Below are 24,234 nucleotides of genomic sequence, written 5' to 3'. Positions count from 1 at the left end.
GACACCGACGGGTAGCGAGGTGCAACCGCCCGCGTTCCGGGAACGGAGGGGGCATGCAGCTCGACCTCATCGGCCACGTCGCCCTCATCACCGGCGCGGGCCGGGGCATCGGCAGGACCATCGCGGAGCGGCTCCTGGAGGAGCGCGCACGGGTCGTCGTCCTCGACGTCGACGAGGCGGGGCTCGCGTGGTTCGAGCCCGCCCGTGCGGCAGCAGGGACCGACGGGCTGGCCCTGGCCTGCGACGTGACGTCGACGGAGTCCGTCCGCGCCGCCGTCGCTGCGGTCCTCGACCGGTTCGGCCGGGTCGACGTCCTCGTCAACAACGCGGGGATCCTCGGCGAGGGGCTCGTCGAGGAGACGGACGATGCGACCTGGAACCGCGTCTTCGACGTCAACGTCACCGGCACGTTCCGCATATGCCAGGCGGTCCTGCCGGCCATGAAGGAGCAGCGCAGCGGGCGGATCATCAACGCGGCGTCGTTCGCGGCGATCGTGCCGAGCGTCGGGAGCGCGGCGTACGCCGCCTCGAAGGCCGCGGTCGTGCAGTTCACCCGGGTGCTGGCCGGCGAGCTCGGCCCCTGGGACGTCACGGTCAACGCGTACGCGCCGGGCATGGTCCCGACGGAGCTCAACGGCTTCACCGAGAAGGAGCAGGCCGTGCAGGACCGCCTGCTCGACACGCTGACGCTGCGCCGGTGGGGTCGGGGCGAGGAGGTCGCGGACCTCGTCTGCTTCCTGGCGAGCGACGCGGCGGGCTACATCACGGGCACGCTGGTCGACGTCAGCGGCGGGAAGCTGGCGACCCAGCTGCCGCAGCGCGCGTACGAGATCGCGGGCGGTCGGTGATGGCGGACCCGCGCGTCCTCTGGGTGACCGGGGCCGGGAGCGGCATGGGCCGGGCGAGCGCCGTCGCGGTCGCGGCCGGCCGGCGGGTCGCGCTGAGCGGGCGGCGCCGCGACCGGCTCGAGGAGGTCGCCGCCCTCGTCGAGCAGACGGGCGGGGAGGCCCTCGTCCTGCCCCTCGACGCGCGCGACCCCGCTGCCCTCGCTGATGCCCACGACGAGATCCGCTCGCGCTGGGGCGCGGTCGGTGACGTCGTGCTCTCGGCGGGCCTCAACGCCCCGCGGCGCACGTGGGCGGACCAGTCGATGACGGACGTGCAGGCGGTCCTCGACACCAACTTCAGCGCTGTCGTCCGCGCGGTCGACGCGGTGCTCCCCGACCTGCGGACGTCGCACGGCCAGGTGGTCGTCGTGTCGTCGTACGCCGCCTGGCGGTTCAGCCCGGGAGCGGGAGTCGCGTACAGCGCCAGCAAGACGGCACTCTCGGCGGTCTGCCAGACGCTCAACGCCCAGGAGGCGGCGCACGGCGTACGCGCCACCCATCTGTGCCCCGGCGACGTCGACACCGAGTTCCTCCGGCTACGACCGGCGGAGCCCGGCGCGGAGGCCCGGGCACGGATGCTGTCGCCCGACGATGTCGCGCGCGCCGTGCGGTTCGTCCTCGAGTCGCCGGCGCACGTCCGCATCGACGAGCTCGTCATCAGCCCCGTCTCGCAGGCCTGAACCGGACCAGGCCGGGTCGGGCGGCTCAGGCGAGGATGACCGAGCGGGACAGCGAGCGCGGGCGGTCGGGGTCGAGGCCGCGCCGCTTGCTCATGGCCACGGCGAAGCGCTGCGCCACGACGAGCGCGGCCTGCGGGTCGAGGTCCGCGTGCTCGACGAAGGTGGCGCCGGTGCTCGCCACCTCGTCGGCGAGACCGGTCGGGGCGCGACCGATGCTCCACACCAGGCGACCGGGCTCCGCGATGGCGATCGGGCCGTGGCGGTAGTCCATCGCGGGGTACGCCTCGGCCCAGAACTGTGCTGCCTCACGGGTCTTCAGGGCTGCCTCGTTGGCGAGGCCGATGGTCCAACCGCGACCGAGGAACGTGCACTGCTCCGCGTCGAGGAGGTCGTCGACCGGCACCTGCAGCGCGCGCTCGCCGTCCGCCGCGAGGGCCGCGACGTCGGCGCCGTCGTGGACGCGCAGGAGCGTCAGCGCGCTCGTCGCGAACCGGGTCTGCACGACGGAGCGCTCCTCGGCGAACGGCAACGCCACGGTCGTGGCAGCACCCGCCGCGGCCGGGGAGTCCGGGACGGCGGTGAGCAGCGTCGTCGGCGTCCCGTGCAGCGCCGCCAGCAGGTCCACGATCTCCGTGGTCGTGCCGGAGCGGGAGATGACGACGACTCGGTCGTACGTCCGGCCCAGCGGGTACTCCGATCCGGAGAACGCGTCCGTCACCCCGTGGCCCGCCGCCTCGCGCAGGGCGGCCCAGCTCATCGCGACGAACCAGCTGGTGCCGCAGCCGACCACGGCCACCCGCTCGCCGGGGTGCGGCAGCGCGGACCGGACGGACCGGCTGAGCTCGGCAGCCTCCCGCCAGACCTCCGGCTGGGTCTCGATCTCGGCGTCGACGAACGTCGTGGTGCTCAAGGCTGTCTCCCGGTGCTCGGTCGTGGCGAGCAGAGGGAAGATCGATCGTGCTCGCTGCACCGCCAATACGAGCAGGAGCAATCAATTTCGTCAACCGCGGTCCCCTATGATGACCATGACGAGGGAGACGGACCGTGACGGCGCAGCAGCGGCTCAACCAGGTGCTCGAGCTGGTGATCCAGCAGGGCAACGTCTCCATCGCGGAGATCTGCGAGTCGCTCGGGGTGTCGACCGCCACCGTGCGCCGGGACCTCAACACGCTGGCCGAGCAGCGCCTGGTCACGCGTACGCACGGGGGCGCGGCCGCCCTCGGCTCGGGCTACGAGCTCCCGCTGCAGTACAAGATCGCCCGGCAGGCCGAGGCGAAGAAGGCGATCGCCGCCGCCGTGGCCGAGCTCGTCTCCCCGGGCGACTCCGTGGGGCTGAACGGCGGAACCACGACCACCGAGGTCGCCCGCGTCCTGGCCCGGGCGGACCGCCTCGCCGGCTCCGGCGACGCCCCCGGCGTCACGATCGTGACCAATGCGCTCAACATCGCCTACGAGCTCTCGGTGCGCGAGCACGTGAAGATCGTCGTCACCGGGGGCGTCCCGCGACGGCAGAGCTACGAGCTGGTCGGACCGCTCGTCGGCTCCTCCCTGCGGGACTTCAGCCTCGAGCTCGCGGTGCTGGGGGTGGACGGCATCACCGCGCGCTTCGGCGCGACCACCGTGCACGAAGGCGAGGCTGAGGCCAGCCGACAGCTGGCCTCGGTCGCGCAGCGCGTCGTCGTCGCGGCGGACTCGAGCAAGCTGGGGCGCACGACGTTCGCCCGCATCTGCCCCCTCGACGCCGTGGACGTCCTCGTCACCGACGTCGATGTCGAGACCTCCGTCGCCCACGACCTCGCCGCCGCGGGCGTCGAGGTCATCGTGGCCACCCCTCGCTGACCGTCCACTGACCCCACGCGCACGGCCGCACCGAGGGCCGGGGCGCCTCCCCGCGCTGCTCACCCGCTCGCCCTCCCCTGCCCGGTGTGCCCCGGCACGGGCGGATGTTGCGGTTCGGTTTCGGGTCTAGGCGCGCAGCCGTTCCGCCGCTACTGTCGCTTCATGCTCGGTTTACCCCCTCGCGCATCAACTTCGCTCACAACTTCTGCGGGGCACTCATGACTGCGCAGACCCACACCGTCAACGACGCCCTCACCGTCGCCGTCATCGGCACGGGGCAGCGGGCCGACATCGCGCACCACGTCGCCCGGGCACGGCCCGGCGCACGCCTCGTCGCCGCGGTGGACACGGACCCCGTGGGCCGGCAGCGCGCCCGCGCGAGCTTCCCCGACGCCGCAGTGCACTCCTCGGTCCAGGAGCTGCTCGCGGCAGGTGCGCCGGACGCCGCCATCATCACGACCCCCGACGACACCCACGCGGACATCGCCGTCCAGCTGCTGCGTGCGGGCGTCGCGGTCTACCTCGAGAAGCCGCTGGCCACGACGCTCGAGGACGCCGACCGCGTCCTGGTCGCGGCCGCCGAGACCGGGGTGCCCCTCTACGTCGGGCACAACTTCCGCCACGCCGCGGTCGTGCGCCTCATGCGGGAGGTCATCGAGCGCGGCGAGATCGGCGAGGTGAAGACGATCTGGGTGCGCCACTTCGTCGGCAGCGGCGGGGACTACTACTTCAAGGACTGGCACGCGGACCGGAGCCGGACGGGCAGCCTGCTGCTGCAGAAGGCCAGCCACGACATCGACGTGGTGCACTACCTCGCCTCGGGCTGGACGAGCCGCGTGGTCGCGATGGGTGACCTCATGGTCTACGGCGCCATCACCGACCGCCGGGAGCGGCCCGGCGAGACCGTGCTCGACTGGTTCTCCGTCGACAACTGGCCGCCCCGCTCGCTGACCGGGCTGAACCCTGTCGTCGACGTCGAGGACGTCTCGATGATGCTGATGGCCCTCGACAACGGCGTGCTCGCGAGCTACCAGCAGTGCCACTTCACCCCGGACTACTGGCGGAACTACACGGTCATCGGCACGGAGGGCCGTCTCGAGAACATCGGGGACACCGCGGGCGGCGTCGTCCGCGTGTGGGACCACCGGCACGAGGCGTGGCAGGCGCAGGGAGACCGCGAGTACCCCATCAGCGGCGTCGCCACCGGCCATGCCGACGCAGACCTGCTGACGATGAGGGAGTTCCTCGACCACCTGGCCGACGGCGCCCCGACCGTCGTCTCTCCCGTGGCCGCACGCCAGGCCGTGGCGGCGGGAGCCCTCGCCGCGCAGTCGCTGCGCTCGGGCTCCGTCCCGCTCGACGTCCCCCCGCTCCCCGCCGCGGTCGCGGCGCACTTCACCCCCCACCCGCCCAGCACCAGCGCACCGCGCTGAACGAAGGGACTGCCCCCATGCACCAGGCACCACGCTCCACCTCGCCGCTGGGCCGGCCGGCCAAGGCCGTCCTCGCCGCGAGCGTCCTCGCCCTCGGTCTCGCGGCCTGCGGCGGCAGCTCGACGAGCCAGAGCACGTCGTCGAGTGCCGCCAGCGGCGCCGCCGGAGCGGCGAGTGCGTCGACGGACCTCAAGGCGACGCTCACCTACGGCCTCTGGGACCAGACGCAGGTCCCCGCGGTCCAGAAGGTGCTCGCCGGCTTCAACGCGAAGTATCCCGGCGTCAAGGTCAACGTCAACGTCACGCCGTACGCCGACTACTGGACCAAGCTGCAGACGCAGGCCTCGAGCAAGACACTGCCCGACGTCTTCTGGATGAACGGCCCGAACTTCCAGCTCTACGCCGCCAACAAGCAGCTGGCGCCCATCACCGACCAGGTGAAGAGCGGGGCGATCGACCCCACCAAGTACCCGAAGGCCCTGGACGACCTCTACACCCTCGACGGCGTGCAGTACGGCGTGCCCAAGGACTTCGACACCATCGCCATCTGGGCGAACACCGCGCTGTTCAAGGAGGCCGGGGTCGCTCTTCCCACCGGTGACTGGACCTGGCAGCAGTTCCAGGACACGGCCAAGCAGATCTCCGACAAGCTGAAGAGCAAGGGGATCTACGGCGCTGCCGCGGGCATGGACGGGCAGACGACGTACTACGACACGATCTTCCAGGCGGGCGGCACGGTCGTGGACGGGAAGAAGTCGGGCTACGACTCGGCCGCCTCCCAGCAGGGCATCCAGTTCTGGACCGACCTCATCAAGAGCGGCGCTTCCCCCAGCGTCAAGCAGCTCACCGACACGACCGCGGACCAGTGGTTCACCTCGGGCAAGCTCGCGATGTACCAGGGCGGCAGCTGGTTCAGGTCCGCCCTCACCAAGGGCCCCGTCTCCTCGAGCGTCAAGGTCCTGCCCCTGCCGATGGGCAAGCAGAAGGCGACCGTCATCCACGGCGTCGCCAACGTCGTCGCCGCCAGCAGCAAGAACAAGGAGGCCGCGCAGGCCCTGCAGGACTACTTCGCCAGCCAGGAGGCCGAGCAGACGCTCGGGAGCGCCGGGTCGGTCATCCCGGCGTACACCGGCACGCAGAGCACGTTCGCCGCGTCGATGCCGGGCGCGGACCTGCAGGTCTTCCTCGATGCGCTCGCCTACGCCAAGCCGCTGCCGGTCAGCGCGAACACCGCGGCCTGGAACGCGCTCGAGACCGACCTGCTGCCCGACGCCTTCTCCGGCGCGCGGCCGGTGGCGGACGTGACGAAGGAGCTGGCCGCCAAGATGGACACGGCGCTCGGGCATGAGTAGCCAGGTCCAGGTGCCGGGGTCGGTGGGCATCGCCCGCCGGCCCCGGCGCCGCGGCGACGGCGTCTGGCCGTGGCTGTTCATCGCGCCCCTGCTGCTGGGGATCGGGGTCTTCTACCTCTGGCCGATCGCGCAGACGGTCTACTACTCGTTCACCACGTTCGGGGTCTTCGGCGGGTCGACCTTCTCCGGCCTGGACAACTACCGCCAGCTCGTGACGGACCCCTCGCTCTACCGGTCGCTGCTGAACACCCTCCTCTACACGCTCATCGTCCTGCTCAACATCCCCATCGCGCTCTACCTCGCCAGCCTGATGAACATGCCGGGGTTGCGCTTCGCCTCGGTCTACCGCGTGATCTACTTCCTGCCGTTCGTCGCGATGCCGACGGCCGTGGCGTTCGTGTGGCGCATCATCTACAACGGCGACTTCGGCGTGCTCAACTACCTGCTGGGCCTGGTCGGCATCAACGGCCCGTACTGGATCAGCACGCCGGGAGCGGCGATCGTCGCCGTGGCCGTGGTCGGCCTGTGGTCGAACCTCGGGTTCTCCATCATCGTCCTCGGCGCGGGCCTGAAGACGATCCCCCAGGAACTGTACGAGGCGGCTCAGCTCGACGGGGCCTCGCGCTGGCGGCAGTTCCGCTCGGTCACGGTGCCCCTCCTGACGCCGACGATCGCCTTCCTCGTCATCATCACGGTGATCACGAGCCTGCAGCTGTTCGACCTGCTCTACGCGATCCTGGGCAGCACCAACCCCACGCTGTCCAAGAGCATGTCCCTCGTCTACTTCTTCTACCGCTCGGGCTTCGTCACCAACGACAAGGGCTACGCCGCGGCCATCGCGGTCGTCATCCTCTTCATCATCGGTGCGACGACGGCGGTGCAGTTCCGCCTGCAGCGGAGGTGGGTCCACGGTGGCTGACAGCGACAGCGGGGTGGCGCTCGAGCCGGCGCCCCGTCCCTCGCGCGCGACGACGGTGACGCCGCCCCCGGTGCCCGTACGCCGTCGGCGCGGCGGCCGGAACGGCTCGCACGTGCTGGCCCACGTGGTCCTCCTGAGCGGGGCGGTCATCATGGCCTTCCCGTTCGTGTGGCAGGTGATCATGTCGCTGTCCACCAACGCGGAGGTGCAGAGCGTCACGCCGCACGTGTGGCCGCACCGCCTGCAGTGGGGCAACTACCACCAGGTGTTCGAGCAGCTGCCGTTCCTGCACCAGCTGCGCACGTCCGTCGTCATCACGGTCATACGCACCGCGGCGCAGCTGCTGCTCTGCACCCTCGCCGGGTACGCGTTCGCCCGCATGCGCTTCCGCGGCCGGGGTGCCCTGCTCGGCATCGTGCTGTCGATCCTCATGGTGCCGGCGCAGGTCTACCTGCTGTCGCAGTACCAGATCGTCAAGGGCCTGGGGCTGCTCGACAGCCTGGGCGGACTGGTGCTGCCGGGGCTGTTCAGCGCGTTCGGCACGTACCTCATGCGGACGGCGTTCCTCGCCCTGCCGCAGGAGCTCGAGGAGGCGGCGCGGCTCGACGGCGCCAACCCCTTCCAGATCTTCTGGCGGGTGATGCTGCCGCTCGTGCGGCCGACGATGAGCGTGCTCGCGATCACGTCCGTGCTCTGGTCCTGGAACGAGCTGCTGTGGCCGCTGGTGGTCACGACCTACAGCGACCACATGCCGCTCTCCGCCGGACTCGCGACGCTGATCAGCGACCGGACGATCAACTACCCGGTCGTCATGGCCGCGAGCCTGCTCGCCATGGCGCCGGTGCTGGTCCTCTTCATCCTGCTCCAGCGCAGGGTGATCGACGGGCTGGCGAGCTCGGGGCTCAAGTAGGGGTTCGCCCCTAGCCGCCGCGGACGACGTGCACGCGCACCCCGAGCGCGCGCAGCCGGGCCAGCTCGCCGGGTGCCGCTGAGTCGTCGGTGACGAGGGCGTCGACCTCTGCGGTGCCGGCGATCCGGGCGCTCGTCACCCGCCCGACCTTGGACCCGTCGGCGACGATGACGATGCGGTCGGCGTGGACGACCATCTCCCGGTTGGTCCGCGCCTCCACCGCGTCATGGGTCGTCGCACCGGCGACCGCGCTGAAGCCGTCGACCCCGATGAGGGCCACCTCGAACGTCAGCCGTGCCAGCGCGCGCTCGGCCATCGGTCCGACGAGCTCGGAGGAGCTGGGGCGCAGCGAACCACCGACGAGCACGACACTCACCTGCGGGTACGCGCTCGCCCGCTGCGCCGCGGTCATCGAGTTCGTCACCACCGTGAGCCCCTCCCGCCCGCCGAGGGCCCCGGCCACCTCCGCCGTCGTGCTCCCGCCGTTGAGCGCCAGCGTGCGGCACCCCGCCGGCACCAGCGTCGCGGCGGTCTGCGCGATGCGCCGCTTCCTCTCCTCGTGGAAGGCGCTCCTCAGCGCCACCGGAACCTCCGGACTCGCCTGGTTGGCCCGCGCCCGACCGTAGGACCGCAGGACCAGCTGCTGCGATGCGAGTTCGGCGAGGTCGCGGCGTACGGTCGCCTCGGACACCCCCAGCCGGGAGGCGAGCAGGCCCGGACTGATGTCCTCGCGCGTCCGGAGCAGGTCGAGCACGGCGAGCAACCGCGTCCGGCGCGCTGCTCCCGGCACCTGCGGACGGCGCTGCGCGGGGGCTCCCACAGGCACATCCTTCCACGTGGTGGACGGCACTTCTAGCCTGCGCGGCATCGAAGAACGCGCATCGCCGCTGCGCGTTTGACGTCCGAGCCTGGTCCTCACGGACCGCTGCTACCTACGCTGCGGCCATGACCAATCCCCCACGAAACGCCCTCCGCGTCGGGGGTGCCGCCCTCGGCGTCGCCCTGCTCGCCGGGCTGTCCACTCCTGCCTACGCCGCAGGGCACGACGACCGCACGCGGGTCCTCTCGACCGTGGCGTACTCCGCCAGCGACGCCGTGATCCCCAACCCGGAGCGGGGCTGGTACCACGCCTTCGACACGCACTCGCGGGCCGACGGCTCGGGCTACGTCCCCCTCGACGAGCAGACCCTGCGCAGCTACCGGGCGTCCGGGGTGACCCAGATCCTGCGTGAGTGGTACCTCGAGAAGTACGCGACGCAGGACACCCTGGATCCGGAGCTCCTCGCGCAGGTGCAGCGCGACTTCGACACGGCCCGCCGCGCGGGAGTCTCGGTCATCGTGCGGTTCGCCTACGTCGAAGGCGGCGCCTGGCCGTACTCCCCGCCGTACGGCGACGCCCCGCTCTCCCGGGTGCTGAGCCACATCGCGCAGCTGAAGCCGCTGCTGCGCGCGAACTCCGACGTCATCGCCACGGTGCAGGAGGGCTTCATCGGGCTGTGGGGCGAGGGCTACTACACGGACTGGTTCGCCTCCGACCCTGCCGACCCCGGCACGCTGACCCAGGAGGACTGGGACAAGCGCGCGACGGTCCTGCACGCCCTGCTCGACGCGCTGCCGCCGAGCCGCACCGTGCAGGTTCGGACGATGCTGATGAAGCAGAAGATCCTCGGTGTCCCCACGGGGACCGCTGGAGCACTGACGCCGGCGCAGGCGTACGACGGCTCCGACCTCTCCCGGGTCGGCCACCACAACGACTGCCTGCTCGCGAGCCCCGACGACTACGGGACGTTCCTCTCCGACCCGCTCTCGCTCGACCAGGACTACCTCGCCGCGGACTCGCGCTACGTCCCCGTGGGCGGCGAGACCTGCAACGTCGACCCGCCGCGGTCCGAGTGGCCCAGTGCCGAGGCCGAGCTCTCGCGCTACCACTACAGCTACCTGCACGCCGACTACAACACCGACGTGCTCGACTCGTGGGGCCCGGCGGCCCTCACCGAGGTCAGCAAGAAGCTGGGCTACCGCTTCGTGCTGACGCAGAGCCAGGTGACCAAGAACCGCGCGCAGGGCGTGAAGTCGCTCTCGGTGCAGATGTCGGTCCGCAACGACGGGTGGGCGGCGCCGTACAACGAGCGGCCTGCGCGGCTGGTCCTCAAGGGCCGCAGCGGGACCTGGAGCGTGCCGTTCACCTCGGCCGACGGCACGGCCGTCGACGCGCGGAGCTGGGCCCCGGGAACGACGTCCACCGCGAGCGCGGACGTGTGCGGCGTGCCCACCGGCACGTACCACGCCTACCTCGACCTGCCCTCAGCCGACGCCTCGCTGGCGAGCAACCCCGACTACGCCGTGCAGACTGCGAACACCGGCACCTGGCAGCCGGCGACGGGGTGGAACGACCTCCAGCAGGACGTGCACGCCTCCGGCCTGCTCGCCTGCTCGGGCGCGGCTCCGGTGAAGCTGGGCTGAACCCGCGGAAGCCCTCCTGGCCGGTCCGCGTGAGCGGCCGGTCAGGAGGCTGCCGACGAGCAGGGCTAGCGCGGCGCGAGGTCCTGCGTCCCGACGACGCCCAGCAGCTCCAGCTGCTCCACGGCCGTCGTCCCCGGCACCGGGGTGAACCACAGCAGTCGCTGGCGACCGTCCTCGCTGAACAGGTTGAGGCAGGTGACGTCGACGACCCCGACCGACGGGTGGACGATCCGCTTGGTGTCCTGCCGCCGGACGGCCACCTCGTGCCGCGCCCAGTGCTCGGCGAACTCGGGACTGCGCTGCAGGAGGTCGCGCACGAGGGCGCCGGCGTCCCCGGGGTCCTGGCCGCGCCGCGCGACAGCCGCCCGGAGGTCCGCGACGAAGGTCCGCGTGTGGTGCTCGTGGTCCTCCGCGGGGTACATCGCGCGCACCGACGGGTCCACGAACCACCGGTGCACCAGGCTGGCCTGGTAGCCCGTTCCCTCGACGGGCGGTCCGAGCAGGGCGCGCGCCAGCGGGTTCTGCACGAGCGTGACGTGCAGGTCGGTGATGACCTGGGCCGGTGTCCCGGCCAGCCGGTCGAGCAGGTCCAGCAGGGCCGGGTGGACGTGCGAGGCGGGAGTGCCGGACACCGGCACCGCCCTGCCGGCCAGGTGGAACGCGTGGTCCCGCTCGTCGATGGTCAGCCGCAGGGCGCGGGCGATGGCGGCGAGCATCTGGTCGGACGGCTGGGCAGTCCCGCGCTCGAGCTCGATGTAGTAGTCGACGGAGGCCCCGGCGAGCGACGCCACCTCGTCGCGACGCAGACCTGGTACGCGGCGGCGCGGCCCCGCCGGGAGACCCACGTCAGCGGGTCGGATGCGGTCGCGCCGGGACTTGAGGAAGGCGCCGAGCTCCGCGAGGTCCATGCCGCCAGTCTCCCGCGTGCGCCCTGCGCTATCCAGGGGGCGGCGACCCCTGCGTGGACGTCCTAGCCCGGCCGGTGGTCCTCCCCCGGCAGTACCTGGTCGGCGACATCGCTGAGCACGGCCGGGACGCCCTCGTCCAGCATCCGGCGCCGGATGCGGCCGAGCAGGCGGGCCATGACGAACCCGCCAGGGCCTGTGAAGCCCGTGTGCTCATAGGTCAACCGCGTGCCGCCGGGGACGGGCTCGAGGCGGTAGACCACCTCGGTGGTCGCTCCACCTCCGCCGTCGGTCCACGTGTAGCGCAGCACCGCGGGAGGATCGACCTCGAGGACCTCGCAGTCCACGATGCCGCTCCAGCCGGGCTTCGGCCCGGCCACGAACTGGAACCGCGTGCCGACGACCGGCTGGAACCCCTCGGGCCGCGCTCCCGCTCCGGTCGCGGTCCAGCGCGGGACGAGGGCAGGGTCGGTCATCACCTGCCACACGGTGGCCACCGGGTACGGGTACTCCCGGACGATCTCGATGCTGCTCATGACGCCTCCCATGTGTTCTTACAGTGACTATAAGTTCTAGTCGCTGTAAGATGCAACCATGACGTCCCGTGGTTCCACCGTCGACTGGACCACCGCGCTCGCCGAGCCTCCCGCGGGAGCGGAGGGGGCCCGCGAGCGCAAGAAGCGCGAGACTCGCCAGCTGCTCTCCAGCACGGCTACGCAGATGTTCCTCGAGCGCGGGTTCGACGCCGTGCGCGTCACTGAGGTGGCCGCCGCCTGCGGTGTCTCGGAGAAGACGGTCTACAACTACTTCCCGACGAAGGAGTCGCTCGTCCTCGACCGCTGGGACAGCACGCGCGCGTCACTGGGGGATGCCCTGGCGGCAGGGACCTCTGTCCTGCAGGCGGTCCTCGACGTGCTGACCGCGGAGCTCGACGCCGTCGCCCGCTGGCTCTCCGAGCAGGAGGACCAGGCCGGTGCCGTCGAGGCCTTCGGCCGCTTCGGGCTCATGCTCCGCAGCACCCCCTCCCTGCGCGCCCACCAGCGCGACGCCGTCGACGGGCTCGGCTCGGTCCTCGCCGCGGCACTGGCGGAGCGCGCCGGACTCGGGCCCGCCGAACCCGAGCCGCAGATCGGCGCCCACGCCCTGCTCGGGCTGTGGCAGGTGCGGAGCACGAGCCTCGTGCGCCACCTGCCGCGTACCCGGCCAGCCCGGCTGACCGCGGCCGTGATGGACGACGTCCGTCGCGCCGCGGCCGTCCTGCACTCCGTCGACGACCTGGGCGACGAGCCTCGCGAGGCGCGTCGCTCCGTCCGGGTGCGCGTGCGCCCGCACGGCTAGCGCGCACCCGCTCCCGCACACGTGGTCAGGCTGCCACTGCCGTGAAGGCCGCCAGCCGGGCCGCGACCTCGACGGGCGCCTCGAGCGGCAGGAGGTGCCCACTGCCGGGCACGACGACGAGCTCCACGTCGGCCAGGTAGGGCACCAGGTGGTCGGCGAGGACGTGCGGGGGCTCGACCTCGTCCCGCTCTCCCGCGAGGACGAGCACAGGGACGCCGATGCGCTGGGTCTGCGCGGTGATGTCGCTCGCGATGCCGTGCAACGGCCACTCGGCGCGCGCCTGCGGGGTGCTGGCGACAGAGTCCTCGACCACCTGCGCCACCACCTGCGCGGGCAGCGGTGCGGCGGTGAGCACCGCGCCGAGGGCCCCCTCGACGGCGTCCGCCGAGTCGTACGCGTGGGAGAGAGCGTCCTGGTAGTCCGGCGTGACGTGCGCCGGAGGCTCGGCGGGGGCTGGGGCGACGAGGACCAGGCCGCGCAGGCCGGCGGGGCGTGCGGCGGCGACGAGCTGGGCCACCTTGCCACCCATGGAGTGCCCGACCAGGACGTAGTCGTCGAGCCCGACGGTCTCGACGACCCGGCGCGTGTCCTCGGCAAGCTGCTCCAGGTCGTACGGGCCGGGCAGATCGCGCGAGCGGCCCCAGCCGCGGGCGTCGATGGTGAGGGTGCTGCGGCCGGGGAGCCGGTCGACCACCGGGTCCCACGTGCGCGCCGAACCACCCCAGTAGTGCAGGAGCACGAGGGTGGGGCCGGCGCCCGGGCGGTGGTCGTACACCGGGATCTGGTACTCGGGGGTGGTGGTCATCGTGGTGTCCTCCTCGGTCCTCGTCTCGCCCTTCGTGCGTGCCACGCTAGGTTCTGCGCATCTGCTCGAGGAGACGGGAAGCGGACGTCCTCATATGGGAATCGGTCAGGCTGGTGCCGGCATCTGGCAGGTGCCGTACGCCCCGCCCGGGATCCTCCGGCTGCCGGTCGAGCTCCTGTCGTTCCGGCAGCTGCGCGCCATGGACCCGGGCGGACGACGCCGGCGCCCGCAACGGCCCGCGTTCCACGTGCTCGCGCTCGTCGAGAGCGGGTCCGGCGCGCACCGCGCCGACTTCGTGGACCACCCGCTCGGACCGAGGACCGTCGTGCACCTGCGTCCTGGCGTCGTGCACCAGTGGAGCGATGTCGATGCCGTGGACGGGCTGCTGGTCCTGTTCACCCCAGCCGCCGCCGACCTCCCTTCGGCGTACGGGCCAGCCAGCAGCACGTCCCGGGCCGACGACGCCGAGTGGAGGCTGCTGCGCGCTGCCACGGCGCACCTGCGGCGCGAGTGGGAGGCCGCGCGGACAACGCCCGCGCCGAGCGGCATCCTCGAGCACACGCTCGCCGCCCTCGTCCTGCGGGCGGACGCTCTGGGCTCCGCGGTGGCACCTGGCGAGGAGCACGCGGTGTTCCGCTCCTACCGGGAGGCCGTGGAGGAGCACTTCCGGCAGTGGCGGCAGGTCTCCGACTACGCCTCGTCGCTCGGCTGGAGCCCGAGGACCCTCTCCCGCGCGACGCGGGCCGCGGCAGGAGTCGGCGCGAAGCGCTTCCTCGACCAGCGGGTGGCGCTCGAGGCGAAGCGCCTCCTGGCCCACACGGACATGACCGTCGCGCAGTGCGCCGCCGCTCTCGGCTTCAGCCAGCCCGCCGGCTTCACGGCGTTCTTCACCGCCCACACCGGATTGGCACCGCGGCCCTGGCGCGAGCGGGAACGCGGCGACACGCAGGGGATCGACGCTCGCCTAGGGTGATCAGCACCGGGCCGACGACGGGAGGTGGCCGTGCCGCAGGGCAGACGGCCGGACGTCGGTGAGAGCGGCCGGACGGGCCGCTCGCGTGCGTACGCGCGGACGGTCGGAGCCGCGGGAGAGGCGCTCGAGTCGCTCGAGCAGGTTGCCGGCGCGCTCGTCACAGCCGTCCTGGCGCTCGTCGTGCTGCTGTGGCTGGCCATCTGCGCGGTGCTGTCGATCGTCGGCGTCGGGCTCCTCCTCCTGCCGCGCGCGCTGGCCGGCGTGCACGTCGCGGCGGACCGCGAGCGGCTGCGGCTGCGCCGGGCCGGTTCCGAGCTCCCCGACCTGCCGCCACCCCCGCCGGGTCTCCGGGACGCCCTCGCGGACCCGGGTACGCGGCGGGAGCTCCGCTGGCTCCTCGGGCATGCGACCGGCGGCCTGCTGCTCGCCGGGCTCGGGCTGCTGCTGCCGGTCTCCGCGCTGCGCGACATCACGCTCCCCCTGTGGTGGCGGGCGTTCCCCGACGGCTCGGTCACTCCCACGCTGAGCTTCTGGACGGTGCACGACGGGTGGGGAGCCCTCGCTGCCCTGCTGCTCGGCCTGGGCTGGCTGGCCCTCAGCGTCGGGCTCACGCCCGTGATGGCGCGGTGGATGGTGCGGAGGGGGCTGCGGCTGCTGTCCGCCGACCCTACGGCGGACCTCACCCTCCGGGTCGCCCAGCTGTCGGCGACCCGGGCCGCGGCCCTGGACGCGCACGCGACGGAGCTGCGCAGGATCGAGCGCGCGCTCCACGACGGCACGCAGAACCGCCTCGTGGCGGTGACCGTGCTGCTGGGCGCCGCGCGTCGGGCGGCGCAGCGGGACCCGGTCGCGGCCGACGGGATCCTCGAGAAGGCGCAGGCAGCAGCGGAGGACGCGCTCGCCGAGCTCCGCGTCGTGGCCCGCAGCATCCTCCCTCCCGTGCTCGCCGACCGCGGCCTGGAGGGGGCGCTCCACGGCCTCGCGACGACCAGCGCGGTCCCCTGCACGGTGACCGTGGACGTCGAGGGGCGGTGCGCGGCGGCGGTGGAGGCCACTGCGTACTTCGTCGTGGCGGAGGCCCTGACGAACGCCTCCCGCCACAGCGGCGCTTCGCACGTCGACGTGGAGCTGCGGCGCACGGGGGATCTGCTGCGGCTGCGGGTCATCGACGACGGCGCCGGCGGTGCCGACGAGGACGCCGGCACCGGCATCGCCGGCATGCGCCGGAGGATCGCCGCGCTGGACGGCACTCTCTCGCTCACGAGCCCGGTCGGCGGGCCCACCACCCTGGAGGTCGAGCTCCCGTGCGGATCGTGATCGCGGACGATGACGCCCTCCTGCGTGAGGGACTCGCGCTGCTGCTGCGGGCGGAGTCGCTCGAGGTCGTGGCCACGGCCGAGGCCGCCGAGCCCTTCCTCGCCGCGGTCGACGAGCACCGGCCCGACGTGGCCATCGTCGACGTGCGCATGCCGCCGACCCACACCGACGAGGGCATCGCCGCCGCCGTCGAGGCCCGGCGCCGCCAGCCGGGCCTCGCCGTGCTCGTGCTGTCGGCGTACGTCGAGCAGGCCTTCGCCCGCGAGCTGCTCGTCGGCGGAGCGGCGGGACTCGGCTACCTGCTCAAGGAGCGGGTGGGCCGCGTCGAGGCGTTCCTCTCGGCCCTGCACCGCGTCGCCTCCGGCGGCACCGCCATCGACCCCGACGTCGTGGCGCAGCTGCTCACCGCCCACCGGACCGACGACGGGCTCGCGCGGCTCACCGCGCGGGAGCTCGAGGTCCTCGACCTCATGGCCCAGGGTCTCGGCAATACCGCCATCGCCGCCACCCTCATCGTGAGCGAAGGTGCTGTGCACAAGCACATCCGCAGCATCTTCGCCAAGCTCGACCTCTCACCGACGGAGCAGGTCGACCGCCGCGTCACCGCCGTCCTGCGCTACCTCGAGCACGTCCGCAGCAGCTGAGCCCGCGTCAGCGGTGCGCCTCGAGCCAGCGGGAGATGTCGGCCACGACACTGGTGTCCGGCGGGCCGTACTTCGGGTCGAGCTTCGGCGTCCGGTTCATCGTGTGGGCCGTGCCCACGTAGGTGATGAGCGTGTGGTCCTCGACGCGGGCCGCACTGAGCGCAGCGTCGGTGACGATGGCGGCGCGTACGGGTGTCTGGATGTCGTCCTGGCCGTTGAGCAGCAGGACGGGTCCGCCGTAGCGCGGCAGTTCCTGCGCCGCTGTCGGGTACCTCGCGATGTCGGCGAGGTAGCTGCGGGTGGCCGCGTCGACGCCGGTGAGGTCCGGGTAGCGGTCCACGCCGGCGGCCTTGCGCAGCACCGGACCGACCTCCCCGTCGATGCTGATGCGGCCGTCGTGGTTGCGGTCGGTGGTCGGGTTGACGCGGCTACCCCTGAGCAGGACCGGGCGAAGGAGCGCGCGGTTCGCCCGCGACTGGCCGACGAGCCCGCCCACGGCCTCGCGGTACGTCAGGGTCCCGTCGCCGTCGACGTCGAACTGCTCGTGCAGCCGCGCGAGCTTGACCCCGAAGACCTGGAACGTGATGAGCTGCTCGACCTCGATCCCCACGACACCCATCTCGACGACGCCCGCAGGCCTCGGGATGCCGTAGGTCCCCGGGTGCGCGGCGAGGTTGCTCGCGACCTGCGTGCCCTCGCTGTGCCCCAGCAGGAAGATCTTCGAGGGGTCGACGTGCGGCGAGCGCGCGGCGAAGCGCACGACGGCCGCCGCGTCCTCCACGATCCGGCGGTACGGACGCGCTGGCGCCAGCTGTGCCGCGTCCGTGCTCAGCACCGGCCCCACCCCGGTGACGCCGCGCTTGTCGAACCGCAGCACCGCGTACCCCTTCGCGACGGCGGCCTGCGCGATGGGGACGAACGTCGAGCCCGCGCCTCCGGGCAGCGTCTGGTCGCGGTCGTTGTGACCGCTGCCGTGCAGGAGCACGAGCACCGGCAGGCGACCAGTGGCGCCGGCGGGGTAGTCGAGCTCGCCGCCCGCGGTCCAGCCCTGGCCCATCGCGATGGATACGGGCTCGCGGGTGACGCCGGCCCAGCCCGTGCCAGGGCTGGCGGACGCCGCCGGCGCAGCGGTGGCCGTCGACGAGGTGGTGGCTCCCGACGCGGCTGTCGCGCCCCCGAGGAGCGCGACCGAGACGGCGGCACCCGCTGCTACCAGGGCGTTCTTCGTGGAAGTGGTCATGACGACGACGCTAGGCAGCCGGCGCCGGCACTCCCATCCCTCTGGCTGCCCGACTCGAGGTAGCGCCAGCACCACCAGGCAGTCTCCAGGGGGCGACACCGGCGGCCGTTCCGCGCCATGCTGGGGTCATGGGTGAGGACTCCGAGGGCCGAGCCGCGACAGCGGTGGTCTCCGTCATGCTCATCGTCCCCGACGCGGACGCCGCCGTCGCGTGGTACCAGACCGCCCTCGGCGCGACCGTGCTGTGGGACCTCGGCGGTGTCGCCGGCCTCGAGCTCGGCGGCGCGGCCTTCTTCCTCCACGAAGCCGGCCCTGACAGCGCCACCGAGACCAGCCCTGACCGCGCGAGTGCCAGGAGCACGCGCGTCGAGCTGTTCGTCGACGATCCCGACGCCGTGGTCGAGAGCGCTCTGGCGGCGGGGGCGAGCACGGTGTCGCCGGTCGAGGACCACGCCGTGCCGTGGGGGACGCACCGGCAGGGCGGCTTCACCGACCCGTACGGTCACCGCTGGTCGGTGGGCGACCGTTCACCGCTGCGCGGCTCCTCCCGGTAGCGCCGCGGCTACCCCTCGAGCGCGGCGACCAGCGCCGTACGCGCGTGGTCCCGCAGCCAGCGGTGGGCGGGGTCGGCGTCGAACCGGCGGTGCCACGCGAGGACGACGGGCGCCGGCGGGAGGTCGAGCGGCAGCGTGCGCACGGTCAGCCCGAGGGCGCTGATGAGGGGGCCGCAGAGCCGCTCGGCGACGACGGCCACCGCGTCGCTGCTCGCGACCGTGGTGAGCGCCGCTCCGCTCGTGGGGAGCGCGGCGAGGACCTCGCGGCGCAGCCCCTGCGTGAGCAGAGCCTCGTCCACGGCGCCGGTGAGGTGTCCCCGGCGCGAGACGCTCAGGTGCCGGGCGGTGACGAGGCGTGCCGGGGTCAGTCTCCCGCGGCTCAGCCGGTGACCCGCGCGCATGACGAGGACGACGCGGTCCTCACCGACCACCTCCTGGCGCAGGTCCGGCCCCCTGGAGGTCCCCGCCCCGACCTCGAGGTCGACCTGCCCGCGGGCGAGACCAGGGGTGTCGGCGGGCGCCTCGCCCAGGAAGCGCACGGCGGCACGAGGAGCCTCGTCCGAGAGCGCCTGCACCAGAGCGGGGGCGAGCGCGGCGACCAGCGCGTCGTGCCCCTGCACGGTGAAGACGCGCGTGAGCGCGGCGAGGTCGACCTCCCGCACCGGGCTGAGCACGTCCCGCGCCCGGGCCACCAGGTCGCCGACCTGCTCGCGCAGCTCCACGGCGCGCGGGGTCGGGGTCATCGTCCGCCCTGTGCGCACCAGGATCTCGTCCCCCGTCGCCCTGCGCAGGCGCGCGAGCGCGCGGCTCATCGCCGGCTGGGTCAGGTGCAGGCGGTCCGCGGCGCCCTGCACGCTGCCCTCCTCCAGCAGCGCGTCGAGGGCCACGAGCAGGTTCAGGTCCACATGCGCCACAGTAATGCCTGGCATCAGAACCATGCACTGGTCGTCATGAGCGCCTCGACCTAGTGTCGGCCGCATGGCAGAGACCACGCACTCCGACGCGGAGCTGCTCCCCGAGACCGTGGCGGCCGTACGCGCCGCCGGCGACGTGCTGCGCGCGCGCTACGACCCGACCACCACCGTGCGGTACGCGTCACGCGACGAGCTCGCGGCGGCACTCGCCGACAACGACCAGGCCGCGCTCGAGGTCCTGCGCCCCAGGCTGTCCGCACTGCGGCCCGGCGCGAGCTGGGTGGAGGGCGAGCTCGACGGTGGCGCGCTCCCGGAGGGCGAGTGGTGGCTCGTCGACCCGGCCGAGGGCAACGTCAACCACCTCCACGGGCTGACCGACTGGGCGGTCACCGCCACGCTCGTCCGCGACAACCTCCCCGTCATCACCGTGGTCCACCTCCCCCTGACCGGGCAGACCGCCACCGCGGTCGCGGGCGGCGGCGCGTACCTCGACGGGCGGGCGCTGCAGGTGTCCAGCACCTCGAGTCTCGGACTCGGCATCGTGGCCACCAGCCAGGCCCGCCCAGACGAGGACCCCGACGTGGTCTCGCGCGTCGCGGCCTCCATCGCCACGATGCTGGAGGAAGCGCTGGTAGTGCGTGTGTCCGTACCGGCGACGCTCCACCTGCTCGCGGTGGCGTCCGGTCGCGTCGACGCGTTCTGGCAGTACGCCGGCGCCCGCGCCGACCTGCTGCCCGGGGCACTGCTCGTCAGCGAGTCGGGAGGACGCATCTCCGACGCAGCAGGCGGACCGTGGACGACAGGGAGCGCCAGCTTCCTCGCAGCAGCACCAGGAGTGCACTCCACAGCGGCCGAGGCACTCCAGGCTGCGGTCGGCACGCAGCGGCAGCAGGGCGGGAGCTCATGAGCACCATCGCCGTCCTCGGAAGGGGTCGCGTCGGCGGGACCCTCGCCACCGCGCTCGGCGGCGCCGGCCACCACGTGCTCAGCGCCGGCCGCGAGCCGGGGGCGGCCTCCGCGGCAGCCGGTGCTGCGAGCATCGTCATCAACGCCACTCCTGGCGCGGGTGCCCTCGACCTGCTGACCGGACTGCGCGACGAGCTGCGCGGGACGCTCCTCGTCGACGTCTCGAACGCCACGGTCGACGGTCCGGACGGGCTCCCCGGCGACCTGGTCTACCCGGGCTCGAGCCTGGCCGAGCACCTACACGATGCGCTCCCGGAGACGCAGGTGGTGAAGACGCTCAACACCATGCTCTTCCCGGTGATGGCGGCACCGGCGCTGCTCGCGCAGCCGCCGACGGCCTTCCTGTCGGGCGACGACGACGAGGCGAAGGGCGTCGTCCGCGACCTGCTCGTCGACCTCACCTGGCGGCCGGAGTGGATCCTCGACCTCGGCGGCATCCGCACCGCCCGCGCCACCGAGGCCGCGATCCTCTTCGTCCCCCACGTCATCCGCGCGCAGGGGTTCGTGCCGTTCGCCGTCTCCGTCGCGCGGTAGCCGCGCCCTTCCCGTGCTCGCCGCGTCGAGCAGAGAGGTCGGTCATGAGCGTCGTCCACCACCGCACGGTGCAGATCGACGGCCACGAGGTGTTCTACCGGGAGGCCGGGCATCCCGACGGGCCGACGATCCTGCTGCTGCACGGCTTCCCGACCAGCTCGTCCATGTTCCGGCGCCTGATAACGCTGCTTGCCCGCGACTACCACGTCATCGCACCGGACCACGTGGGCTTCGGTCGCTCCGCGGCTCCTGCGGTGACCGAGTTCGCATACTCCTTCGACGCGCTCGCGCGCATCACCTCGGGGCTGCTGGACCAGCTGGGCGTGAACCGCTACGCGATCTACGTCCAGGACTACGGCGCGCCCGTCGGCTGGCGCCTGGCGCTCGAGCACCCTGACCGCATCACGGCCATCGTCACGCAGAACGGCAACGGCTACACGGACGGTTTCGTCGAGGAGTTCTGGGCTCCGGTGTGGACGTACGCCGCGGACCCGGGCCCGGACACCGAGCCGGCCGTCCGGGCCGCGCTCGGGGTCGAGGCCATCCGCTGGCAGTACCTCCACGGCGTACCCGACCCCAGCGTGGTCGACCCCGACACCTGGGACCACGCCGCCGCGCTCGTCTCCCGGCCGGGCAACGACCAGGTGCAGCTCGCCCTCTTCCGCGACTACGCGACCAACCCTCCGCTCTACCCGCGGCTGCACGAGTTCCTGCGCACCAGCGGCGTACCCGTGCTCGCTGTCTGGGGCCGCAATGACGAGATCTTCGGTCCTGCAGGCGCTACTGCCTTCGCGCGCGATGCTGCCGATGCCGAGATCCACCTCGTGGACGGCGGCCACTTCCTGCTCGAGAGCCACCTCGACGTCGTCGCTGGCTATCTGCAGGGCTTCCTCGGCCGCGTCCTGCACTAGCCCGTCCAGCACTCGAGAAATCCCCTCCACCTCAGAGGAGTCAGTCATGCCCTACGTCAACGTCGGGACCGAGAACAGCGGCCTGGTCGAGCTGTTCTACGAGGACCACGGCGACGGCCGCCCCGTCGTGCTCATCCACGGCTACCCCCTCGACGGCCGATCGTGGGAGAAGCAGCTCCCCGCCCTGCTGCAGGCCGGCCACCGTGTCATCACCTACGACCGCCGCGGTTTCGGCCAGTCGAGCCAGCCCACCAGCGGCTACGACTACGACACCTTCGCCGCCGATCTCGACGCGCTGCTCACCCACCTCGACCTGCACGACGCGGTGCTCGTGGGGTTCTCCATGGGCACCGGCGAGGTCACCCGCTACCTCGGGCGCTACGGCTCCGCCCGCGTCAGCAAGGTGGCACTCCTCGCTGCGCTGCAGCCGTTCCTGCTGCAGACCGACGACAATCCCGCCGGCGTCGACGGGAGCGTCTTCGACGGCATCCTCGAGGCGGTCACGAAGGACAGGTACGCCTACTTCGACGAGTTCTTCACCGCCTTCTACAACACCGACGAGACCCTCGGGAGCCGGCTGAGCGAGCCCGCCCTGCGTGCGTCGTGGGCCACCGCGGCCCGCGCGTCCGCGGTCGCGTCGGTCGCGTGCGTCCCGACCTGGACCACCGACTTCCGCGCGGACGTCGCTGCCGTCGACGTCCCGACCCTCGTCCTGCACGGAACGGGCGACCGCATCCTGCCCATCGACGCCACCGCCCGGCAGCTGCGCGCGCTGCTGCCTGACGCGACGTACGTCGAGGTCGACGGCGCGCCGCACGGGCTGCTCTGGACCCACCACGTCGAGGTCACCCAGGCGCTGCTCGCCTTCCTAGCGGCCTGACGCGGTCCCAGCGCTCGTTGCGGCGAACGCCCCCTCCCCATGATCTGCATGATCACGGGGAGGGGGGCTGCCTGTGCCGGTCAGCGCTCGAACGCGCCGGCCATCGACACCTGGCGGTGCAGCACGTCGGCGATGCGTGCCTGCACGGCGTCGAGCTCGCTGATCGTCTCGCTCGTCGCGTGGATGCCCGAGGCGACCGTGCCGCTGCTGGCCTGGATCGCGGCGACCTGGTCGGCGACCCGACGGGTGGCCTCTGCGGTCTCGCGGGCCAGGTCCTTGACCTCGTTGGCGACGACCGCGAAGCCCCGGCCGACCTCGCCGGCACGCGCGGCCTCGATGGTCGCGTTGAGGGCGAGCAGGTTGGTCTGCTCGGCGATGCCGGTGATGAGCCTGATGACGTCCTCGATCGCCGCCGAGGCGGTGCTCAGCGACTCCACCTCGCTCGTCATCGCCCCGGCACGGGCGCCGGCCGTGGCCGCGACCCGCCCGGCGTCCTCAGTCGCCGCCCGCAGCTCCGCGACCGTCTCGAGCAGCAGCCGGGCGCTCTCCGCGTCCGCGTCCGCCCTGTGCAGCACCGTCAGGCGCTGCGACACGAGCTGCTGCACGTTGCGCAGCGCCGCGGCGCGCGACTGGGACAGCTCGATGGTCTCCGTGACGAAGAAGTCCATCGTCCCGATGATGCGGTCACCGTCGAGGACCGGGAAGCAGACCCCGGACTTCACCCCGGCCCGTTGGGCAGCGGGGGCGCGCACGCAGTCCGGCACCTCCGCGAGGTCGCTCACGAAGACCAGGTCGCGCGCACGCCACGCACGACCGGACAGCCCGACGCCCTCGGCGAAGGACGCGGCGAGCGTGACCTCGCGGAACTCCTCACCCGCGGTCCCCGACTCGAGCTCGAAGCGGAGGACCCCCTCGGCCTGGTCGAGGCGCCAGAACGACCCGTACGCCCAGCCGAAGGCGCTGCGGACGGACTCCAGCGCGAGCCGCAGCGCAGCCTGGGCGTTCGGCGCGTCACCGACCTGGCTCACGACGGTGGTGACCGCCTGCCGGTCGTCGAGGGTCTCCTGCAGCGCCGCAGCCCCCATCGCCTGCTTGCGGGCCATCGCCGCGATGCGCGCGATCGCCTCCCACTTGTCACTGCCGAACGCCGGGAGCGGGCGGCGGCTGTAGAACTCGATGACCCCGACGACCTCGCCGTCGTCGTACATCGGGATCACCGCGCCCTCGAGCGCGCCTGCGTCGTGCGCGGCGCGCCAGCGCAGGCAGTGCGACCCCTCCTGGGGGTCCGCGACGATGACCGGCTTGCGCCGCTGGAGCGCGGTGCCGAGCAGGCCCGCGTCGGGGCCGAGCACGCGCGCACCACCCGCGGCGGCCGCCATGGCCGGCAGCAGCTCACCGGTCTCGTACGCCAGCTCGTACTCCCCCGCCGGCGTCGGCACCCAGCGCGCGCCGTACGCCAGCCCGAGGGAGTCGACCAGCGCGTCCGTCCCCTTCACGCGGGCGTCCTGGGCGTTCACCAGCCCCGTGCTGAACGCGAGCAGCACGCGCTCGAGCGCCTCCACGTCCCGCGGGGCCGCCACCTCGACGACCTGCGCCTGCCGCTTGCGCCACATGTGCCCTCCCCTTGTTCGCTTCCCGCACTATCGGCAACGGAGGCGCTGCCGTGAGCGACGCGGGCGTACTGGTGCTCGGGAGAACAGTGCGACGGCCAGGACGACGACTCGCCCCGGGCGACCGGGGGAGGTCACCAGGGGCGAGTCGACGTCGCCC

Annotated in this window: 25 protein-coding genes; 17 read left to right on the top strand and 8 right to left on the bottom strand. The window is 72.8% G+C overall.

The features are described from left to right. Positions 1-53 precede the first annotated feature (53 nt). Both EV189_RS04370 and EV189_RS04365 read left to right on the top strand, forming a co-directional pair. Positions 54-848: an SDR family NAD(P)-dependent oxidoreductase gene (locus EV189_RS04370; protein WP_130491678.1), complete on the top strand. Its 795-nt coding sequence runs from the start codon at positions 54-56 to the stop codon at positions 846-848. Next, positions 848-1,567, top strand: coding sequence for an SDR family oxidoreductase (locus tag EV189_RS04365; protein WP_130491677.1), 720 nt, complete (start codon positions 848-850; stop codon positions 1,565-1,567). The genes EV189_RS04370 and EV189_RS04365 overlap by 1 nt, the downstream gene beginning before the upstream one ends. 25 nt (positions 1,568-1,592) lie before the next feature. Here the strand turns inward: EV189_RS04365 and EV189_RS04360 are convergent, their stop codons facing one another. Next, the gene (locus EV189_RS04360) at positions 1,593-2,477 is read right to left on the bottom strand and encodes an SIS domain-containing protein (RefSeq protein ID WP_130491676.1); all 885 of its coding nucleotides are present in this window, start codon (positions 2,475-2,477) and stop codon (positions 1,593-1,595) included. A gap of 134 nt (positions 2,478-2,611) precedes the next feature. Between EV189_RS04360 and EV189_RS04355 the strand changes: the two genes are divergently transcribed. The 5 genes from EV189_RS04355 (at position 2,612) to EV189_RS04335 (ending at position 8,020) form a co-directional block, all read left to right on the top strand. Then, entirely contained in the window at positions 2,612-3,406 is a 795-nt protein-coding gene (locus EV189_RS04355; RefSeq protein ID WP_130491675.1) for a DeoR/GlpR family DNA-binding transcription regulator, read from the top strand. Between the two features lie 218 nt (positions 3,407-3,624). Further along, positions 3,625-4,839 (top strand): Gfo/Idh/MocA family protein, encoded by a 1,215-nt coding sequence (locus EV189_RS04350; protein WP_130491674.1) that lies wholly within the window; start codon positions 3,625-3,627, stop codon positions 4,837-4,839. A gap of 17 nt (positions 4,840-4,856) precedes the next feature. Continuing rightward, positions 4,857-6,191: an ABC transporter substrate-binding protein gene (locus tag EV189_RS04345; RefSeq protein ID WP_130491673.1), complete on the top strand. Its 1,335-nt coding sequence runs from the start codon at positions 4,857-4,859 to the stop codon at positions 6,189-6,191. Then, positions 6,184-7,110: a carbohydrate ABC transporter permease gene (locus EV189_RS04340; protein ID WP_130491672.1), complete on the top strand. Its 927-nt coding sequence runs from the start codon at positions 6,184-6,186 to the stop codon at positions 7,108-7,110. The genes EV189_RS04345 and EV189_RS04340 overlap by 8 nt, the downstream gene beginning before the upstream one ends. A gap of 151 nt (positions 7,111-7,261) precedes the next feature. Further along, positions 7,262-8,020, top strand: coding sequence for a carbohydrate ABC transporter permease (locus EV189_RS04335; protein WP_130491949.1), 759 nt, complete (start codon positions 7,262-7,264; stop codon positions 8,018-8,020). Between the two features lie 10 nt (positions 8,021-8,030). Here EV189_RS04335 and EV189_RS04330 read toward each other — a convergent pair whose 3' ends face one another. After that, a complete protein-coding gene (locus tag EV189_RS04330) occupies positions 8,031-8,840 on the bottom strand; it encodes a DeoR/GlpR family DNA-binding transcription regulator (RefSeq protein WP_231116042.1) in 810 nt (269 codons plus the stop codon). A gap of 125 nt (positions 8,841-8,965) precedes the next feature. Here EV189_RS04330 and EV189_RS04325 point away from each other — a divergent pair, with 125 nt between their 5' ends. Further along, entirely contained in the window at positions 8,966-10,483 is a 1,518-nt protein-coding gene (locus tag EV189_RS04325) for a DUF4832 domain-containing protein (protein ID WP_130491670.1), read from the top strand. A 65-nt stretch (positions 10,484-10,548) separates the two neighbouring features. Here the strand turns inward: EV189_RS04325 and EV189_RS04320 are convergent, their stop codons facing one another. Both EV189_RS04320 and EV189_RS04315 read right to left on the bottom strand, forming a co-directional pair. Next, complete coding sequence (locus EV189_RS04320) at positions 10,549-11,391, bottom strand: helix-turn-helix domain-containing protein (RefSeq protein WP_130491669.1); 843 nt, start codon at positions 11,389-11,391, stop codon at positions 10,549-10,551. 62 nt (positions 11,392-11,453) lie between these two features. Then, entirely contained in the window at positions 11,454-11,924 is a 471-nt protein-coding gene (locus EV189_RS04315) for an SRPBCC family protein (protein WP_130491668.1), read from the bottom strand. A 58-nt stretch (positions 11,925-11,982) separates the two neighbouring features. On the opposite strand from EV189_RS04315, the gene EV189_RS04310 reads away from it, so the two are divergent. Continuing rightward, complete coding sequence (locus EV189_RS04310; protein WP_130491667.1) at positions 11,983-12,726, top strand: TetR/AcrR family transcriptional regulator; 744 nt, start codon at positions 11,983-11,985, stop codon at positions 12,724-12,726. Between the two features lie 25 nt (positions 12,727-12,751). Here EV189_RS04310 and EV189_RS04305 read toward each other — a convergent pair whose 3' ends face one another. Then, the gene (locus EV189_RS04305) at positions 12,752-13,531 is read right to left on the bottom strand and encodes an alpha/beta fold hydrolase (RefSeq protein ID WP_130491666.1); all 780 of its coding nucleotides are present in this window, start codon (positions 13,529-13,531) and stop codon (positions 12,752-12,754) included. Positions 13,532-13,625: 94 nt separating this feature from the next. On the opposite strand from EV189_RS04305, the gene EV189_RS04300 reads away from it, so the two are divergent. Genes EV189_RS04300 through EV189_RS04290 form a run of 3 tightly spaced genes read left to right on the top strand, consistent with a single transcriptional unit; the run spans position 13,626 to position 16,465 of the window. Further along, positions 13,626-14,504 (top strand): helix-turn-helix domain-containing protein, encoded by an 879-nt coding sequence (locus EV189_RS04300; RefSeq protein WP_130491665.1) that lies wholly within the window; start codon positions 13,626-13,628, stop codon positions 14,502-14,504. A 30-nt stretch (positions 14,505-14,534) separates the two neighbouring features. Then, positions 14,535-15,821, top strand: a complete 1,287-nt coding sequence (locus tag EV189_RS04295) for a sensor histidine kinase (protein WP_231116041.1) — start codon at positions 14,535-14,537, stop codon at positions 15,819-15,821. Next, positions 15,809-16,465, top strand: coding sequence for a response regulator transcription factor (locus EV189_RS04290; RefSeq protein ID WP_130491663.1), 657 nt, complete (start codon positions 15,809-15,811; stop codon positions 16,463-16,465). Before EV189_RS04295 ends, EV189_RS04290 begins: the two co-directional genes overlap by 13 nt. A 7-nt stretch (positions 16,466-16,472) precedes the next feature. Here the strand turns inward: EV189_RS04290 and EV189_RS04280 are convergent, their stop codons facing one another. After that, on the bottom strand, positions 16,473-17,705 hold the full coding sequence (locus tag EV189_RS04280; RefSeq protein WP_130491662.1) for an alpha/beta hydrolase: 1,233 nt from the start codon (positions 17,703-17,705) through the stop codon (positions 16,473-16,475). 128 nt (positions 17,706-17,833) lie between these two features. Between EV189_RS04280 and EV189_RS04275 the strand changes: the two genes are divergently transcribed. Then, complete coding sequence (locus EV189_RS04275; RefSeq protein WP_130491661.1) at positions 17,834-18,259, top strand: VOC family protein; 426 nt, start codon at positions 17,834-17,836, stop codon at positions 18,257-18,259. 8 nt (positions 18,260-18,267) lie between these two features. Here EV189_RS04275 and EV189_RS04270 read toward each other — a convergent pair whose 3' ends face one another. After that, the gene (locus EV189_RS04270) at positions 18,268-19,164 is read right to left on the bottom strand and encodes a LysR family transcriptional regulator (protein ID WP_231116039.1); all 897 of its coding nucleotides are present in this window, start codon (positions 19,162-19,164) and stop codon (positions 18,268-18,270) included. 73 nt (positions 19,165-19,237) lie between these two features. Here EV189_RS04270 and EV189_RS04265 point away from each other — a divergent pair, with 73 nt between their 5' ends. From EV189_RS04265 to EV189_RS04250, 4 genes are read left to right on the top strand one after another with little or no spacing between them, the layout of a single operon-like run. Beyond that, the gene (locus tag EV189_RS04265; RefSeq protein WP_130491660.1) at positions 19,238-20,080 is read left to right on the top strand and encodes an inositol monophosphatase family protein; all 843 of its coding nucleotides are present in this window, start codon (positions 19,238-19,240) and stop codon (positions 20,078-20,080) included. Then, positions 20,077-20,673, top strand: coding sequence for an NADPH-dependent F420 reductase (locus EV189_RS04260; protein WP_130491659.1), 597 nt, complete (start codon positions 20,077-20,079; stop codon positions 20,671-20,673). Before EV189_RS04265 ends, EV189_RS04260 begins: the two co-directional genes overlap by 4 nt. Before the next feature lie 44 nt (positions 20,674-20,717). Continuing rightward, positions 20,718-21,584 (top strand): alpha/beta fold hydrolase, encoded by an 867-nt coding sequence (locus EV189_RS04255; RefSeq protein ID WP_130491658.1) that lies wholly within the window; start codon positions 20,718-20,720, stop codon positions 21,582-21,584. A gap of 46 nt (positions 21,585-21,630) precedes the next feature. After that, entirely contained in the window at positions 21,631-22,464 is an 834-nt protein-coding gene (locus EV189_RS04250; RefSeq protein WP_130491657.1) for an alpha/beta fold hydrolase, read from the top strand. An 80-nt stretch (positions 22,465-22,544) separates the two neighbouring features. On the opposite strand, the gene EV189_RS04245 is transcribed toward EV189_RS04250, so the two are convergent. Further along, positions 22,545-24,077 carry a methyl-accepting chemotaxis protein gene (locus tag EV189_RS04245; protein WP_130491656.1) on the bottom strand — a complete coding sequence of 511 codons (1,533 nt, stop codon included), beginning with the start codon at positions 24,075-24,077 and terminating at the stop codon, positions 22,545-22,547. Between the last annotated feature and the right edge of the window lie 157 nt (positions 24,078-24,234).

Origin of the sequence: Motilibacter rhizosphaerae, assembly GCF_004216915.1 — a bacterium.
Classification (GTDB): domain Bacteria; phylum Actinomycetota; class Actinomycetes; order Motilibacterales; family Motilibacteraceae; genus Motilibacter; species Motilibacter rhizosphaerae.
The sequence above is the reverse complement of the archived record's forward strand: the minus strand, read 5'-3'. Positions and strand labels throughout refer to the sequence as shown.